At 59.0% G+C, this 15,917-nt stretch carries 20 protein-coding genes; all 20 read left to right on the top strand.

Features of this window, described 5'->3' with window-relative positions:
• Positions 1–182: 182 nt before the first annotated feature.
• The 20 genes from AB4136_RS32095 to AB4136_RS32000 all read left to right on the top strand — a co-directional run bounded on the left by AB4136_RS32095 (position 183) and on the right by AB4136_RS32000 (position 15,814).
• A complete protein-coding gene (locus tag AB4136_RS32095; RefSeq protein ID WP_113372415.1) occupies positions 183–428 on the top strand; it encodes a helix-turn-helix domain-containing protein in 246 nt (81 codons plus the stop codon).
• Between the two features lie 118 nt (positions 429–546).
• On the top strand, positions 547–819 hold the full coding sequence (locus AB4136_RS32090; RefSeq protein WP_441932240.1) for a DNA -binding domain-containing protein: 273 nt from the start codon (positions 547–549) through the stop codon (positions 817–819).
• 112 nt (positions 820–931) lie between these two features.
• Positions 932–1,156, top strand: coding sequence for a transcriptional regulator domain-containing protein (locus tag AB4136_RS32085; protein WP_441932239.1), 225 nt, complete (start codon positions 932–934; stop codon positions 1,154–1,156).
• Positions 1,157–1,193: 37 nt separating this feature from the next.
• Positions 1,194–1,700, top strand: a complete 507-nt coding sequence (locus tag AB4136_RS32080) for a DUF2285 domain-containing protein (protein WP_441932237.1) — start codon at positions 1,194–1,196, stop codon at positions 1,698–1,700.
• A 137-nt stretch (positions 1,701–1,837) separates the two neighbouring features.
• On the top strand, positions 1,838–2,119 hold the full coding sequence (locus tag AB4136_RS32075; RefSeq protein ID WP_174156970.1) for a helix-turn-helix transcriptional regulator: 282 nt from the start codon (positions 1,838–1,840) through the stop codon (positions 2,117–2,119).
• A 17-nt stretch (positions 2,120–2,136) separates the two neighbouring features.
• On the top strand, positions 2,137–3,240 hold the full coding sequence (locus AB4136_RS32070) for a replication initiator protein A (RefSeq protein WP_441932236.1): 1,104 nt from the start codon (positions 2,137–2,139) through the stop codon (positions 3,238–3,240).
• A complete protein-coding gene (parA, locus tag AB4136_RS32065; protein WP_441932234.1) occupies positions 3,237–3,893 on the top strand; it encodes a ParA family partition ATPase in 657 nt (218 codons plus the stop codon). The genes AB4136_RS32070 and parA overlap by 4 nt, the downstream gene beginning before the upstream one ends.
• Positions 3,886–4,137, top strand: a complete 252-nt coding sequence (locus AB4136_RS32060) for a ribbon-helix-helix protein (protein WP_441932232.1) — start codon at positions 3,886–3,888, stop codon at positions 4,135–4,137. Before parA ends, AB4136_RS32060 begins: the two co-directional genes overlap by 8 nt.
• Positions 4,138–4,142: 5 nt before the next feature.
• Positions 4,143–4,655: a DUF2840 domain-containing protein gene (locus AB4136_RS32055; RefSeq protein WP_441932241.1), complete on the top strand. Its 513-nt coding sequence runs from the start codon at positions 4,143–4,145 to the stop codon at positions 4,653–4,655.
• Entirely contained in the window at positions 4,652–5,197 is a 546-nt protein-coding gene (locus AB4136_RS32050) for a S26 family signal peptidase (protein ID WP_441932231.1), read from the top strand. Before AB4136_RS32055 ends, AB4136_RS32050 begins: the two co-directional genes overlap by 4 nt.
• A 44-nt stretch (positions 5,198–5,241) precedes the next feature.
• A complete protein-coding gene (locus tag AB4136_RS32045; RefSeq protein WP_441932229.1) occupies positions 5,242–5,577 on the top strand; it encodes a DUF736 domain-containing protein in 336 nt (111 codons plus the stop codon).
• On the top strand, positions 5,513–6,295 hold the full coding sequence (locus AB4136_RS32040) for a lytic transglycosylase domain-containing protein (protein WP_441932228.1): 783 nt from the start codon (positions 5,513–5,515) through the stop codon (positions 6,293–6,295). The genes AB4136_RS32045 and AB4136_RS32040 overlap by 65 nt, the downstream gene beginning before the upstream one ends.
• Before the next feature lie 244 nt (positions 6,296–6,539).
• On the top strand, positions 6,540–8,279 hold the full coding sequence (locus tag AB4136_RS32035; RefSeq protein ID WP_441932226.1) for a relaxase/mobilization nuclease domain-containing protein: 1,740 nt from the start codon (positions 6,540–6,542) through the stop codon (positions 8,277–8,279).
• A 23-nt stretch (positions 8,280–8,302) separates the two neighbouring features.
• Entirely contained in the window at positions 8,303–10,291 is a 1,989-nt protein-coding gene (locus AB4136_RS32030) for a conjugal transfer protein TraG (protein ID WP_441932224.1), read from the top strand.
• Between the two features lie 7 nt (positions 10,292–10,298).
• On the top strand, positions 10,299–10,724 hold the full coding sequence (locus AB4136_RS32025) for a CopG family transcriptional regulator (RefSeq protein ID WP_441932223.1): 426 nt from the start codon (positions 10,299–10,301) through the stop codon (positions 10,722–10,724).
• Positions 10,725–10,878: 154 nt separating this feature from the next.
• Positions 10,879–12,528 carry an ATP-dependent nuclease gene (locus tag AB4136_RS32020; protein WP_441932221.1) on the top strand — a complete coding sequence of 550 codons (1,650 nt, stop codon included), beginning with the start codon at positions 10,879–10,881 and terminating at the stop codon, positions 12,526–12,528.
• Between the two features lie 333 nt (positions 12,529–12,861).
• Positions 12,862–13,770: a hypothetical protein gene (locus tag AB4136_RS32015; protein WP_147413881.1), complete on the top strand. Its 909-nt coding sequence runs from the start codon at positions 12,862–12,864 to the stop codon at positions 13,768–13,770.
• Positions 13,745–14,431, top strand: a complete 687-nt coding sequence (locus AB4136_RS32010; RefSeq protein WP_147413882.1) for a hypothetical protein — start codon at positions 13,745–13,747, stop codon at positions 14,429–14,431. The genes AB4136_RS32015 and AB4136_RS32010 overlap by 26 nt, the downstream gene beginning before the upstream one ends.
• Positions 14,432–14,556: 125 nt before the next feature.
• Positions 14,557–14,820, top strand: coding sequence for a DUF982 domain-containing protein (locus tag AB4136_RS32005; RefSeq protein WP_047627383.1), 264 nt, complete (start codon positions 14,557–14,559; stop codon positions 14,818–14,820).
• Positions 14,821–15,343: 523 nt separating this feature from the next.
• Positions 15,344–15,814, top strand: coding sequence for a hypothetical protein (locus AB4136_RS32000; RefSeq protein WP_147413883.1), 471 nt, complete (start codon positions 15,344–15,346; stop codon positions 15,812–15,814).
• Positions 15,815–15,917 lie beyond the last annotated feature (103 nt).

Raw genomic sequence — 15,917 nt, 5'->3', positions numbered from 1 at the left:
TCCGGCCGACCAATTTGCGCATATCCATGCGCAGGAGGATCGTGATTTACATACTTTGAGTTTATCAACTATAGTATGTAAATGACGATTGGATATGGGATTGGACCGTGTTAGCGGCCTGATCCGAATAGAGAAGTCGTAGTTCTGGCATATGCGTTGCTGCCGGTGGGAGGTGATCATGCATGATCACCGCCCGACAATCACGGGCCGCACGCGCGTTGCTGGGATGGACGCAGGAGACGCTCGCTGACAAGGCCCGAGTATCATTGACCGCGCTCAAGCGCCTCGAATCCGAAAGCGGCCTCGAGGTGTATGAAACGACGCGTGATCAGGTTCGTAGGGCACTGGAGGCGGCAGGCATAGTGCTCCTGCTGACCGACAAGGGCGAAGGCGTGCTTCTGCATCATGAACAGTCCCGGCAAAGATAACCGTTTTCTGATCGCCGGGAACAATATGCCCGTCTTCCACATACTTCATCATGCTCGGGTCATCGACACGGCGCATTAGAGTTAACGGCGTGGAAATCATCTGCTACGGTGTCAGGTAATGGCGCAATCAACCTTACATTTTCAGGACGAGCCACCGGCGGGGCCGTCGCTCACGGTCTATGACCAGGAGCATATGACGCTCTATCTGCGCCTCTTGGACGCCGAGCGCGACGGCGCAGACTGGCGCGATGTCGTGAAGGTTTTGTTTGACCTTGATCCAGAAGTCGATCCGGAACGCTGTCGCCACATTCACGCCGCTCATCTCGCTCGTGCCCAATGGATGAGCGAACACGGCTATCGTGAGCTGATCGGCAAGAACCCGCTCACCTGACAGGGCGATGCCCCAAAAGCATCAGCTGATGCCGAGTCTCTGTCTTCCGCCCGACAACTCATCCGGGAATCTTAAGACTCCCTCAATTCGGCACCATTGATGGAGGGTTCTGATGTTGCCTGATGCGTCTCGCTGGCGATCCGCTGCGAATTACGAACACGTCGAAACCCTGAGCGCCTCCGACCTTGCCTGGGAGTGGCTGCGCCGTAACGAAAGCTACGACAGGGACTATGAAGCCCTGAACGACCCCGGCGCCGACCTCGAACAGCTGACGGAGAAAATCCGCCAGCACTGGGGGTTGCGATTTCGCCGTCGATCCGGCCCTCGACCTGCCTGACGCCCCCGTCTTCTGGCTTCCGCAAGCCGATACCAGCGTGGTTCTGTTGTCATCACCGCCGCCGGTGCTGCAAGACATGCCCTCGCCAGACAGTGCTTTGCCGATCGCCTTGTCGGTCGACCAGCAAAGCATTGACGGCTTTCATGCGCTATTGCCTCTGATGGAGGATCAAAGGCTGCAAGTCTTCAGCCTGGATGCCGAACCCCTTGCCGCGATCATTCCCCTGACGCTGGAAGGCTTCGACCGGCTTGCGGCCGTCTATCGCCTCCTCGCTCACCTTCACGGTCGTTCGGTGCCGCCAGACGCACGTCTGACGCGCCAGCAACGCTCCCGGGCACGGCGCATGCTACAGGCCATCGATGGACTACGCTCCGGCGCTACCCAGCAGGAAATCGCCCAGAGCCTCTTCCGCATCAAACGATTGGGCCGCAGCGAGTGGCAGGTGTCCCCGATCCGCCATTCGGTGATGTCGCTCCTTCGCGACGCCCGCACCATGATCTCGGGCGGCTATCGCAAACTCCTTCGGCACAGGCGCAAACCCTAGCCCCTTTGACCCAAGCGGTGTGGGAAATTCCACCCCCGCAAATTCCTCCTCCATCCATCCCGCTTCCCTTCGCCATCGTGGCCTGCATCCGCCGTCTGTTCCCGACGGTTCCAACGCACACCACGAAAGGCCGATCCATGCGACCCGATCTCGCCGTTTTGCCGCCGCGCTTTCTGCGCACCAAGGAAGCCGCTGAATTTCTCAGCCTCTCCGCCCGCACCCTCGAGAAGCACCGCACCTATGGCACTGGCCCCGCCTACAAGAAGCTTGGTGGTCGCGTCGTCTACGCCGTCGACGACCTGCAAGCCTGGGCCGAGCGCGGCGCTGTGACGTCGACGACTGATCCGCGCGGTAAGGTCCTTCCCGCCAAGCGTCATGCCTACCCGTCCGACGGCCAGCCAAGCCGCCTCGCGCGCTGACTCGGCGACCTTGTCCCATGTCGGCGCGGCATCGAACCCTTTCGGAACGTGGGCAGCTCGATCTCTTTCGGGCGCTCCCTGGCGATTTCGCGCCAAGAGATGCGCAGGATCTCATGGCCTATCCTTTCTTCTCCCTTTCCAAGTCCCATCGCGTCACGCCCATCGACTTTGTCGCGGGCTCTGTCTCGATCCGCGTCGAGGCCGTTCCCGACCACGGTATGGCGACCATCTGGGACGCCGACATCTTGATCTGGGCGGCAAGCCAGATCGTCGAGGCCCGCGATTCCGACTTGCGCACCTCGCGGCTCATGGCCGCGACGCCCTACGAAATTCTCACCTTCATCGGACGCGGCACGTCGCTTCGCGACTATCAACGCCTCAAGGCGGCGCTGGACCGGCTGCAATCGACGACGGTCAGTACCTCCATCCGTCAGGCAGCGGAAGGCCGCCGCCATCGCTTCTCCTGGATCAACGAATGGAAGGAGCGTACGGATCGCACCGGTCGCCCGGATGGCATCGAGATGATCGTCCCCGATTGGTTCTATCAGGCCGTCCTCGACAACGCCCTCATCCTCACCATCGACCGTGCCTATTTCGACCTGACTGGCGGCCTTGACCGTTGGCTCTATCGCCTTGTGCGCAAGCATGGTGGACGGCAGCGCAACGGATGGCGGTTCGACTTTCGTCACCTGCATCAGAAATCGGGTGCGCTATCGCCGTTCAAGCGCTTTGCCTTCGAGCTGCGCGACATCGTGCGCCGGCAGCCTTTGCCAGGTTACACGCTGTTTCTGGAGGTCGAGGTCGGCGGCCGAATGCTGCTCGCATTCGAGCCTGATCCCGCCTGTGGACAGGCTGTGGATAGCCTCGTGCCATCGGGAACCCTCGGACACGTGCCATCAGGAACCGCACCCTCGTGCTATCAGGAACCAGAACAGGGTGTAACCCACGGACGCAAAAGAGGAAATCGCCCCCTTAACTTAGACTCTAACTCAGAATCTAACTTCTTGATGCGCGCGCGCGATGTGGAAAACCCATCTGACGGTGCCATTGACGCCCAGGAAAGCGCCGGAAAACCGATCACCAAGAGCCGCTCTCCGGATCGTTCGGGAGGCGTGTCATGATCGTGGCCCTTCTCAATCAAAAGGGCGGCGTCGGCAAGACGACGCTGGCGCTGCATCTGGCAGGCGAATGGGCGAGGCAAGGCCAACGCGTCACCCTCATCGACGCCGACCCGCAAGGTTCGGCGCTGGACTGGTCGCAGCAACGCGAACATGAGCGCCGGCCTCGGCTCTTCGGCGTGATCGGATTGGCGCGCGATACGCTGCACCGCGAAGCGCCCGAACTCGCCCGTAGCGCCGACCACGTCGTCATCGACGGTCCGCCCCGTGTCGCCGGATTGATGCGCTCGGCGCTTCTGGCGGCAGACCTGGTGCTGATCCCGGTTCAGCCGTCACCGCTCGACGGTTGGGCGTCCGCCGAAATGCTCGCCCTTCTCAAAGAAGCACGTATCTATCGTCCGGACCTTGCCGCCCGTTTCGTCCTCAATCGCTGTGCGGCGCGCACGGTACTCGCCCGTGAAACGGCTGACAGTCTTGCCGATCATGACCCGCCGGTGCTCAGCGCATCCATCGGCCAGCGCATCGTCTTCGCCGCCGCCGCCCAATCCGGGCAACTGGTGCAGGAACTCGACCCTGACGGGCCAGCGGCGCGCGAAATTGCCCGGCTCGCCAACGACATCACGGGCCTTTCTGCAGGGAGGTCGAGCCGTGACTGATCGCCCGTCCCGTCGCAGCTTTGCCGCTCGGCCTGCCGATCCGGAGAGCTGGATCAAGGCCCCTGATGCGCCAGCGCGCGGCGCTGACACTGCCCTCAACACCGCACGTCTCACCATCGACGTCACGCCGGACATGCGCGGGCGCATCAAGATCGCTGCTTTCCGCCGGGGCATGACCGTTGCCGACATGTTGCGCGATCTGCTTGCGCGGGAGTTTCCAGACGACGCCGGAGAGCCGTCATGAGCGTGATGACCGGCAGGCAAGCGATCGGCCACGATTCGCCAGCGATAGCACAGGCTGGTGAACTCACCGAGGTCGAGCTGGTGTGGGTCGAGAAGCAGACCGAGCACTGGATACGCTTCGGCCATGAAACGTCCGAACGCCTGATCGACCGCCGCCGCCGCATCGTCACCATTGCACCGGAGAGCGTCTTCGCGCTCGTCCGCTGGGCAGCAAACCGCTTCGGAACGGTCAGTTCGCATCTCTACGTCGTGCGCACCGTGCGACCAGGAAAAGGCTACCAGACCGTGCCTTCCGTGGTGCCCGGCGGCGACATCCTGCTGCATGTGGCGAGTTGGCCGAAGGTCGAGCGGGTTCTGAGCTACATCGACGCCATTGAGGCCTTGCGGATCGACCCGTGCGCTGTTGCGCCCGATCACTGGCGTCATGTCCACAATCGCCTTGCCACTGGCGAACCGCCACGCCCCTACACGCTGGCGCGTCACCGGGCATGGCTCAAGCGGCAGGAGGTCAGCCAATGAAGCGCGTCCTTTATCTTCTCGCAGCGGCCACGGCCCTTGCAGCGCTTAGTGTCACCACCTTTTCCGCTATGCCGATGAAACTGCTCTGGAACGCCACCGCCAGTGCGCCCATCGGCCTCTATGCTGTTGGTCTGGCTGATAAACTTCAGACTGGCGATCTGGTGGTCGTCAGACCTGACGAGGCGCTTGAAGATTTCATGGTCGAGCGCCGCTATATCGGTCGTGGCGTCCCCCTCCTGAAACATATCGCGGCCCTGTCCGGGCAACAGGTTTGCCGGATCGGCCGCGACATCATGATCGATGGACGTTTCGCCGCCGCAGCCCTCGACCGTGACAGTCGCGGCCGCGAATTGCCGGTCTGGCAGGGCTGCCAGCACATCGCTCCGAACGTTGTTTTTCTGCTTAACCCCGCCGCCCGCGACAGCCTCGATAGCCGCTATTTCGGCCCGCTGCCGGTCACGGATGTGATCGGCAAGGCGCACTCGCTCTACACCGATCCTACCGGAACGGGCCGCTTCATCTGGCGCGCAACAGCGCCTTGAGCGCCCGCGTTGCCGTCTTCTTCCACCATTCCAAGGAGATTTCCATGACACAGATCGGACAGTTTACGCGCAACCCATCTGGATTTTCCGGCCACATCCGCACGCTCATGCTGAGCGCCGAACTGGTGATCGTCGCCATCTCTCCATCCGACACGGAAGGCGCACCGGACTACCGTGTCCACCTCGATACCGAGGACGGCCCGGAGGCCGGAGCCGGGTGGAAGCGTACCGGCGAACGCGCGGGTGAATTCATCGCCTTGGCTCTCGATGACCCGCTGCTGCGGCAGCCGATCCGCGCCAATCTCTTCCGCGACGATGACGCCGGTCACGCATGGTCGCTGCATTGGAACCGCCCGCAAAAGCGCGAAGGTCGGGACTGACGCCATGCGTATGCTCCCCCTTCTCCTTTCCGGCCTCGTTCTTCTGAGCCCGCTGCCGAGCATTGCGTTTGCCGAACCGCCGACGCCGATCACCCCGTCCCCCGGCGGTTCATATGCCGATCACATCGCCGAGGCCGCTGCCCGGTTTGAGCTTCCCGCGCACTGGATACGCGCCGTGATGAAGGCGGAAAGCGCGGGCGATCCACACGCGATCTCGCCCAAGGGCGCAATCGGCCTGATGCAGATCATGCCCGCGACATGGGAGGAACTGCGTGCAAGGTACAGATTGGGCGCCGATCCTTACGATCCGCATGACAATATCATCGCAGGCACAGCCTATATCCGGGAACTGTTCGACCGCTACGGCTCGCCCGGCTGGATCGCCGCCTATAATGCTGGCCCCGGACGCTATGAAGCGTCGCTCAAGGGGCGAACACTGCCCAGCGAAACCCGCGCCTATCTCGCACTCGTGGCGCAATCGGTCGATGCCAGTGGACCATCGGACAGCACCTTGGCGGTGCCCTCGAATGCGGTCTCCTGGACACAGGCGCCGCTGTTTATCGCGCAAAACTCCCCCCACCAGACCGCCATTCCCATACCAGAAAAGCGTCCGTCTTCGCAGGCTCAGGCGACAATGGATGTGCGCGATGTCTCCGCCATCGAGCCACAGTCTGACGGCCTGTTTGTTGCCCGCGCCAGTGCAGGAGGCACACCATGAGCGCTCGGGTTCCTGATCGCACGATAGCGGACACCGGCGTAGAGAAGCGTGCGCAGAGGTCGACGCCTGGCAACACGACCGAAGGATGGCGAGATAAAAGGCCGCGAGGTGCGGGCTTGGTCGGTCGTTTGTTTTCAAAGGTTTATGGATCACTTTTGCGAGGTGCGATGAAGTGCGACACATCGCAGAACTGTCGTTCTTTTCGTAAATTCAATGCTTTGTCGCGATGTGTTGGAGTTTCGCGATGAGCGGCGACGAGGACTTTCGTATCCGTCCTGGCCGCGTGCGCAGTTCCGGCACACAGGCCACACGGCCCTTCATCGCTCAGGCCCTGGCAGCGGCGCAGAAGGCTGGTGGCCGCGTGTCCCGCTCTGGCCGCATCAGCGCCGGCACCCGCTCCACCTTCGGCCGCGGCCGGACGGCGAGCGTGCGCGCCAATCACCTTCTAACAGGACGTTCCCGCGTCGTCGTCATCAAGACCCGCGTGGTTCGCCATAGCGCCCGCGCAACACCGCTCACCACCCATCTGAATTATTTGCGCCGCGATGGTGTGACCCGTGACGGGGAGAAGGCACATCTCTTCGGTCCGGACGAGACGGAGGTGGATGGACAGGCCTTTGCCGCGCAGGCGGACGGCGACCGTCATCATTTCCGTTTCATCGTCTCGCCGGAGGACGGGGCGGACATGGCCGACCTGCGATCGTTCACTTGCGACCTCATGGGCCAGATGGAGAAGGATCTCGGCACGAAGCTCGACTGGGCGGCCGTTGATCACTGGAACACCGACAATCCGCATGTGCATGTCATCCTGCGTGGGCGCGCCGATGATGGCCAGGACCTCGTTATCGCCCGCGACTATATCAAGGACGGCATGCGCGCCCGCGCCGCCGACCTCGTCACTCAGGAGTTGGGGCCGCGTACAGACCTCGACATCCACCGCAGCCTAACCGCCCAGATCGACGCCGACCATCGGACCCAACTTGATCGCCAGCTGTCCCGCGATCGCAACGCCCATGGCATCATCGATATGGCGCCCGCCACAGCCGAACGCCCTGACGAATTCCACCCCCAAAAGATCGGGCGGCTGCGCAAACTCGAAACCCTCGGCCTCGCCCATGAGGTCGGCGCCGGTCAATGGATCATCGACGACAAGGCAGAAGGCACCCTGCGCGCCCTTGGTGAGCGCGGTGACATCATCAAGCGCATGCACCGGGCGCTAACCGATCGCGGCATCGAACGCGGATCAGCGAGCTTCGTCCTCGCCGGTGAAAGTCTTGATGACACCATCGTCGGGCGGCTCGTCGCCCGCGGCCTCGATGACGAGCTGAAGGGCACCGCCTATGCCGTGGTCGATGGTGTTGACGGACGCACGTATCACATCAAGCTTTCCAACCTCGATGCCGCTGGGGATAGCGCACCCGGCTCGATCGTCGAGCTGCGCAAATTCGACGACGCCAATGGCCAGCGTCGTGCGGCACTCGCGGTGCGATCGGACTGCGACATTGATCGGCAAATCACCGCGTCCGGTGCGACATGGCTCGATCGTCAGAACATCGCCCGTGATCCGCATGCGCTCTCCGACGGCGGCTTCGGCGCGGAGGTGCATCAGGCCCTGCGTGCCCGCGCCGATCATCTTGTCGCACAAGGCCTTGCCGAGCGTCGCGGCAGCCAGGTGATGTTTTCGCGAGGTCTGATCGAGACCTTAAGAAAGCAGGAGCTCGAACAGGCAGGTCAGGCACTCGCAGCGGAGACCGGCCGACCGTTCAAACCTTCAGGGACTGGCGACTATGTGACCGGCGATTATCGCCGTCGGGTCACGCTCGCCTCCGGCCGCTTCGCCATGATCGATGACGGTCTCGGCTTCCAGCTCGTGCCCTGGACGCCCTCACTCGAAAAGCATCTCGACCGCCACGTCTCCGGCATCACCCGCACCGATGGCGGCATCGACTGGAGCTTTACCCGCAAGCGCGGGATTGGCCTTTAACCTTCTGACGAAAGACGAAACCGATGTCCGCAACCAAAATTCTCTGGGGCCAGATCCTCACCGTTCTCTCGATTGTCCTTTTCTGCGTTTGGGGCGCGACCGAATGGGTGGCGTGGCGGCTGGCCTTCCAACCAGAACTCGGCGAGCCGTGGTTCAGGCTCTTCGGCTTCCCTTTTTACCTGCCGCCTGCCTTCTTCTGGTGGTGGTACGCTTACGACGCCTACGCACCGCCGATCTTTGTCGAAGGCGCCTACATCGCGGCGTCCGGCGGCCTGATCGCGGCTGCCGTAGCGATCGGCATGTCGGTTTGGCGAGCGCGCGAGGCCAAAAAGGTCGAAACCTATGGTTCCGCCCGATGGGCTGAACCCGAAGAGGTGAAGGCGGCCGGTCTTCTGGGGCACGATGGCGTCGTGCTCGGCCGCTATGACGAGCATTATCTGCGCCATGATGGGCCTGAGCATATCCTATGCTTTGCCCCGACCCGATCCGGCAAGGGGGTTGGTCTTGTCGTCCCGTCGCTGTTGACCTGGCCCGGCTCGGCCATCGTCCATGATATCAAGGGGGAAAACTGGCAGCTCACGGCCGGGTTCCGCGCCCGCCATGGTCGGGTCCTGCTCTTCGATCCGACCAACGCCAAATCGTCCGCCTACAATCCGTTGCTCGAGGTACGTCGTGGGGAATGGGAGGTACGCGACGTCCAGAACATCGCCGACATCCTCGTCGACCCCGAAGGTTCGCTCGAAAAGCGCAACCATTGGGAAAAGACCAGCCACGCCCTGCTGGTCGGGGCCATTCTCCATGTCCTCTATGCCGAGCCCGACAAGACGCTGGCAGGTGTCGCTGCATTTCTCTCCGATCCCCGCCGCCCGATCGAGTCGACGCTCGCTGCGATGATGAAAACCCCGCATCTGGGTGATGCCGGTCCGCACCCCGTCATAGCCAGCGCGGCGCGCGAACTTCTCAACAAGTCGGACAATGAGCGCTCCGGCGTGCTTTCCACCGCCATGTCGTTTCTCGGGCTTTACCGGGATCCGGTCGTTGCCGAAGTTACCCGCCGCTGCGACTGGCGGATCATGGACCTGGTCGCCGCAAAACATCCGGCAACCCTCTATCTCGTCGTCCCTCCGTCCGACATCGCCCGCACCAAGCCGCTGATCCGTCTGATCCTCAACCAGGTCGGGCGCCGTTTGACCGAGGACTTGCAGGCCAAGGCCGGACGCCATCGCCTTCTCCTAATGCTCGACGAGTTTCCGGCGCTTGGGCGGCTCGATTTCTTCGAGAGCGCACTGGCCTTCATGGCGGGCTACGGCCTCAAGAGCTTCCTGATTGCCCAGTCGCTGAACCAGATCGAAAAGGCCTATGGCGCGAACAATTCGATCCTCGACAACTGCCACGTCCGCGTCAGCTTCGCTACCAATGACGAGCGAACCGCCAAGCGCGTTTCGGACGCACTCGGCACCGCGACCGAGATGAAGGCGATGAAAAACTATGCCGGGCATCGGCTCTCGCCCTGGCTCGGGCATTTGATGGTCTCACGCTCCGAGACGGCGCGCCCCCTCTTAACCCCCGGCGAAATCATGCAACTGCCGCCGACCGACGAGATCGTCATGGCGGCGGGCCTTGCGCCCATCCGCGCGAAAAAGGCCCGCTATTACGAGGATGCCCGTTTCAAAGAGCGCCTTCTGCCCCCGCCAAAGCTTGCCGCTTCAGACGTCGGGCGGCCCGACGACTGGACCGGCTTACCGGTGCCCGCGAAGCCGGACGCTTCCGCGTCTCTCCCGGCTGGTGGCGATCAGGGCGACGAAGATCCGACCGAATCCGAGCGTCGACATCAGCCGGAACTCAACCGTGTCGCACCAGTCGAGAAGAAAGAACCGATCAGCAATGAGTTCGAAATCGACCTGCCGGACGAGACAGACGAAGACGCCGTCCGCAACAGCCGCCTGTCCCGGATGATGCAGGGCGTGGCGCGTCAGGTCTCACTCGATCCCGACGACGGCATGGACCTGTGAGGCGCACATGACGAAATCATCCCGCAAGCAACGCCTTTCCGTCTATCTCGAACCCACCGTCATGAAACGTCTCGTCGAGCATGCCGCCCGGCGGGATCAGTCCCGATCACTGATTGCCGAAGCCGCCATCGAATCCTTTCTCTCTCCAGATGCCGCTGAACGGCAGGAAGCGGCCTTCACCAAGCGCCTTGATCAGATCGATCGCCGCATCGCACGCCTCGAACGCGATGTCGGGATTTCGGTCGAGACCCTGGCGGTGTTCGTGCGCTTCTGGCTGTCTACCACCCCTGCCTTGCCAGAACCCGCAGCGCAGGCGGCCCGGGCCAAGACTGGCGAACGCTACGACGCCTTTGTCACCGCACTAGGGCGGCGGCTGGCCAAGGGGCCGCAGCTCAGGCAGGAGATTTCGGAGGATGTCGGGAGGAACGAGTGATGAAGGGGTGTTTGTGCCGGATTAGAATGAGCCTTTTCTCATCCCATTTCTTCTAAAATGGCTCCCAAGAATCTTGACCACAATTTAGAGTCGTGCGCAGAAACAATTATGGTCGATACACCGAATCGCAAAGTCAGTTTTGTCTGGGGGGGATATGCCAAAGATTAGACGTATTTCGATACAGAATTTTCGCTCGATCATAGATTTAAAAATGGATGCGACAGATCTTACAGTAATCGTTGGTGACAACGATTGCGGAAAATCTAATGTTCTTCGCGCTCTGAACCTCTTCTTCAACGGCGAAACAAATCCGAATTCGCCATTCAATTTCTCCGATGACTACAATAGATTTGCTGAGGCGAGAGCAAAACGCGCGCCAGAGATTGAAGTTGAGATTGATCTTGAGCTTCCCCACACATATCGAAAAAACAACGGTGACTTGATCCGTTGGCGAAAACGTTGGCGAGCCGACGGCATCCAAGCCGAGGATGAATATTGGGGTATTCGCCGAGAAAAGCGAAAGCGCGGTAACGGTTTCAATGAAGTCGTAATCGAGATTGACGGACGTTCGCGTGTACCATCTTTATTGTCGCGAATCCAATTTGAGTATGTGCCAGCGGTCCGAAGTGCGGATTTCTTTCAAGCACTGCGTGGCCGTATTTTTCGAGTAATCGCTAACGCTTCAGAGCAGAATGTTCGGCAAAGCAGCGGACAGCTGGAGGAAGCAATCTCCAATTCCGTTTCCGCTCTCCTTCAAGATATTGATGTCGAGCTCAACGACACCTCGCGACTCAGTCTACCCAATGATCTGACCCCCCTGTTTCGTAGCCTGGACTTCCTCTCGGGTGAGAAATCCATATCACTAGATAGCCGTGGGGATGGCATTAAGGCACGTTATATCCCACTCATCCTGAAGTTCATCGCAGAGAAAAGTCGAGAAACCACCGGAATCGCGCCCACTTTTATCTGGGCCTATGAAGAGCCTGAGAACAATCTTGAATTTCGACGTGCCCAATCTCTGGCAGATGCGTTCTATAAGCTTGCGGAAGACGAGCTTTCACAAGTTCTCCTCACTACTCATTCGCCAGTATTCTACAATATGCATAAGGACGACCACGGTCGTGGGTTGTGTAGCGCATATCATCTCACCAAAGATGGCCAAAACGGTGGTACAGAGGCTAGGTCAGCAGCAGAGGCAAGCGTCTCGCTAGATGAGTCGATGGGTGCGATGGCAATAATCGCACCGCATATAAAGGCGGCTCAGTCTGCGCTTGCAGAGTCCGTGTCTCAAGCGGCAGACCTTCGGGCTAAACTTGAGCAATTCAATCAAGAAAATTTACCAACACTCTTCGTGGAAGGGAAGACAGATTACCTCGTCTTCCAGCGGCTGTTACAATTGTTCCGTCCAGGGCAGGCTGAGCATATCTTTATCGCCGAGCCGCCGCCTAGGGCTGGTGCAAATTACGTAACAAATATGTTGCGGTCGTGGGAATTTAGGACAAAGCATCTTCCCACACAACAACGTCAGAGCGCAGTTGGAATCATCGACGCTGATTCTGAGGGAAACGGCGCATATAATCGTTTCCATGGAGATGAGATAGCGTGGAAGCACGTGTCGCTGATCAAACTGGCCCAGCCCCCCCACTTGATCGCAGCATATGAACTTGGAGTCACATTACCCGTATGTTTGGAGGAACTTTGGCCCCAAGAAGTTTGGGACTACGCCGGGCAACAAGGTTGGCTGACCGCAAGGCCCAAAAAAGCCCTCTTCAGCGAGCAGCTACTGCAACGCCTTGCCGTATGATCCGGGTCGCCCACAATGGCCGTACGAACCTCCGAAAGGGTTCTATTGCACCTGAAACGATGGCCCGGAATCGAAGGAAAAATATCACCTGCGCCCTAAGTGTATGATTGTGTTTAATTATATTCATTGCCGGAAGTTAGCCTTCCAGTATTGTACCCGTTTGAGAGGTTTCCTCGCTGTGAGTGACCGGTGCTGGTTATTTGCTACAGCAAAAGCATTCCGACATGCACTCGCGCCGCAGTAAAAAGGATGGTTACAACCCGAACGGCGTAGGTGGATTTCATTAATCTAGTAGCATTATCCCGGCCCCGAATTTTTGTTATCGGGGGCACAATGCGCAGCAGACCGACAGAAGATGAAATACTGGCTGAGATCGTCTCTGCCTCAGAGAGACAGCATATTGGTGGCGTTGCAGGCGGAAAAGGCTACCACTTCCAAGATATGGTTGCCGTAATTAGGATACTCGAGAGCGCTTCGACCTGCCTTGGCCCATCCGATGATCCATTTATCACTCAAGAGAAACGTGGATCAAAAACAGATGATTTACACATGGATTGGCCGGAGAACTCCCATTCACGCCGGCACCAAATCAAAGCAGTAGAGAATCTTGGTTGGGACACCGATTTGCAACTGCAGTTCATCGTCGAGCACAGAAAGAATCCACGTGCTGACTTGCGATTAACAGTTCACCGGTCGAACCTCGCAGAAAAACTCGAGATTGAGCGACACAATTACGAGCTCTCTTTCGTAACCGTTGAGCACGTTGACATGTCGCTTCGCCGGCGGCCTCATCACGACCGTGAAATATGTCGGCATATCGACGCGTTGAGCTTGGTGCCACCCTACGCAACGTTCTTCGCCGCAATCTGGCATCACATATACTCGGTCTGGATTCATGATTGGGAGCGGACGGGCACACTACATGAGCTGTTCGAGGACCTCAGTCGTTCATCTGGCCATATTATAAGTTCGCTCACGCCGTCCACACAGGAGACCAATGAGCTCGTATGGTCCCTTAACGAGGCGCTAGGTGCGAGTTTGTATTTTGCCGCCGACGGTCAGACCCTGGTCATTACCGGGAGAAGAGGAAGGACTTACCTCCCGCTTGCCATACTCCTATCGTCGGTTGAAGACGATTTTTGGGACGACTTTCCACGTGATCCATATGAATTTTGGAACAAGATCAGTGGCTTCGGAAGTGAGACGGAACTCGAAGATGAATACTATGACGGAGTCGATTGATCGTTTGTTTGCCTTGACCGATCGAAAAAGCGCTGCGCTTGAGCTAAAGATGCATGCGGAACTCGCGGCGAACGAACTCATCGCAAGGCTGGACGGGCAGCCAGCATACGTGGTTGGTTCCGGCCCCGACCTGGATCAGTTCGGTGCAAAGGTGGCCGATAAACTTGGAGCCCAACTGATCGGCGCCGCAGGTATATGGACGCACATCTTCCCTCATCGTGTTGCGAATGAGTTCCGAAACTTTTGCGTAACGCAAGAGGTGATTGAGCCCCTTCCGCTCAGGCCGACCATTGCGTTCTGCCAATCAGTAATAGCGGATGAATTCGAAGTGCAGACTATTATCTCGCGCTTACAGATGGAAGTGCAAATTCACCGCCTTATTATCTGTGCTGCGGCTTTGACGACCGGCTTGCGAGCCCGGCTTATGAGGTATTTCGAAAGGGCGGATATCCTGGTCGAATTCGTGGTGGCAATTGACCTCGAGGCGAACGCCGAATTGTTGCGCGACCATGTCTATTCTGTGCTCGACGACCGCCCAATAAAGGCGGTTCCCATCATGTCTCGTTGGATGATGAAGCGCATGTTCGGCCCCCGGCCATCCTATCATGACGACAATGAGCATCGGGAAACGCGTCGTAGACGTCTAGGACCGAGCGGCTGACAAGGGGCGTCACCCGACGTCGATGAACCCCCAAAAAAAGGTAGCGGTTCGCTTGTCATTTTTTATTGCTGAGCGATCGCGCTGCCCTAAAATTACGCTCCGAAAACTGAAGATCGGAGGAGAAAATGAGCGAGCGTGAAGATCATTTTTCGGAAGTCATACTGTGGGAGACGCCCGTGTTCGTACGGATCGGGCGAGGTATGACCGAGCCGATCGATGGTCCTAAGGAGGCCCTGGACTATCTTTGGAATCGATGGCCGGCTGAGCGCGGCCCAAAATTCGAGATCGCCAAAGTGTCCTGCAGGCTGGCAGTCGAGCATTACGGTTCACTTGCGGAGGCGCGTCAAGCCTTCCAGGACGCTGCCGTTGAAGTTAATATCTTGGCTTAGGCCTTAGCTCTACGAAGATTGAGGGAGCTGCGGATGCGGGTTTGGAGGTCGGATTTGACTAATCTGCGGCAGCGAAACCTCTAACGACCTACGGGTTGCCCGATCCCATGTGGCGGTGACGCTTTGATGATCGCGCGCTCAAAATCGTTCGCATGGTGTCTGAGTGGCTTTTGCGCGGCACTTCGGTCCACCCCCAGACCCAAAGTCAAGGTTGAGCTATTTCCGGTTACAGGAGCCCTACAGCGCTTATAACAGTATGATTTCATTCGGTTGTAACGTTTTCGCGAAAACGTTACAACCGAACATACTGCCTGCCGCAACGCTCAAAAGCGGCCCGTCCTGCAAGAAGTTTCAATCTTCGATCACGTCACGGCCCTATCTCGCCAAACGCCTCCGAAACCGACCTTCACGTGACACAATCTCACGATCTGTCAAAAGCCGTTGATCTTCACAAGTTCGAATTCACAATCACGGCCTATAGAGATCACTGACACTAAAGTTGATTTCTGAAGAGGACATTGTTGTGACAGGCATCGGAATGAGGGCCAGCAGGATTCACGGCAGCGACGCCATTAAGATCTTCTATTTCACTCGTACAACCGAGAAATGGCTCGAAGCGGAGGGCGACAGCGGACTGGCGACGATAGTCTCTAGCATCCCGGTGGAAGAGTTCCGATCGGCCTGGCAACTTGAGGTCATCAAGGCACGAGACGTGATGCTCGAGTCATTCGGTGACCTACGAAGCGCTGTCGTCGACGTTCTGTTCGATATACGTAAAGGATTCCATTTCGCCGCAAGTTGCTCCCGTCTCCCCTTCGAAAAAGAGCATATGGAAACCTTGTTCGAGCTTCGCACATATCTTGTCATAGGCAAAAAACTCCGATCGCCACTCGACAACGATGACGAGACCTGGGAGGCCGTAGGAGACTATCTTGGCATGAGTGGACAGTCTATGAAGGAGACTACTCTGAAGATATTCAGCGAAACGCCATGACGGTGGTGTTCGGCATCGAAAGCGGTCGGCCGTCGTCCTGAACAATTGCGAAACGCTCACGTCGGAGTGTAAAATCTCCCGACGCATCATGGGTTGCGCCCGC

The sequence above is a fragment of the Mesorhizobium sp. 2RAF21 genome (assembly GCF_052115345.1).
Taxonomy (GTDB): domain Bacteria; phylum Pseudomonadota; class Alphaproteobacteria; order Rhizobiales; family Rhizobiaceae; genus Mesorhizobium; species Mesorhizobium terrae.
Note: the sequence above shows the minus strand (reverse complement) of the source record. Positions and strands in the feature narration are given on the sequence as shown.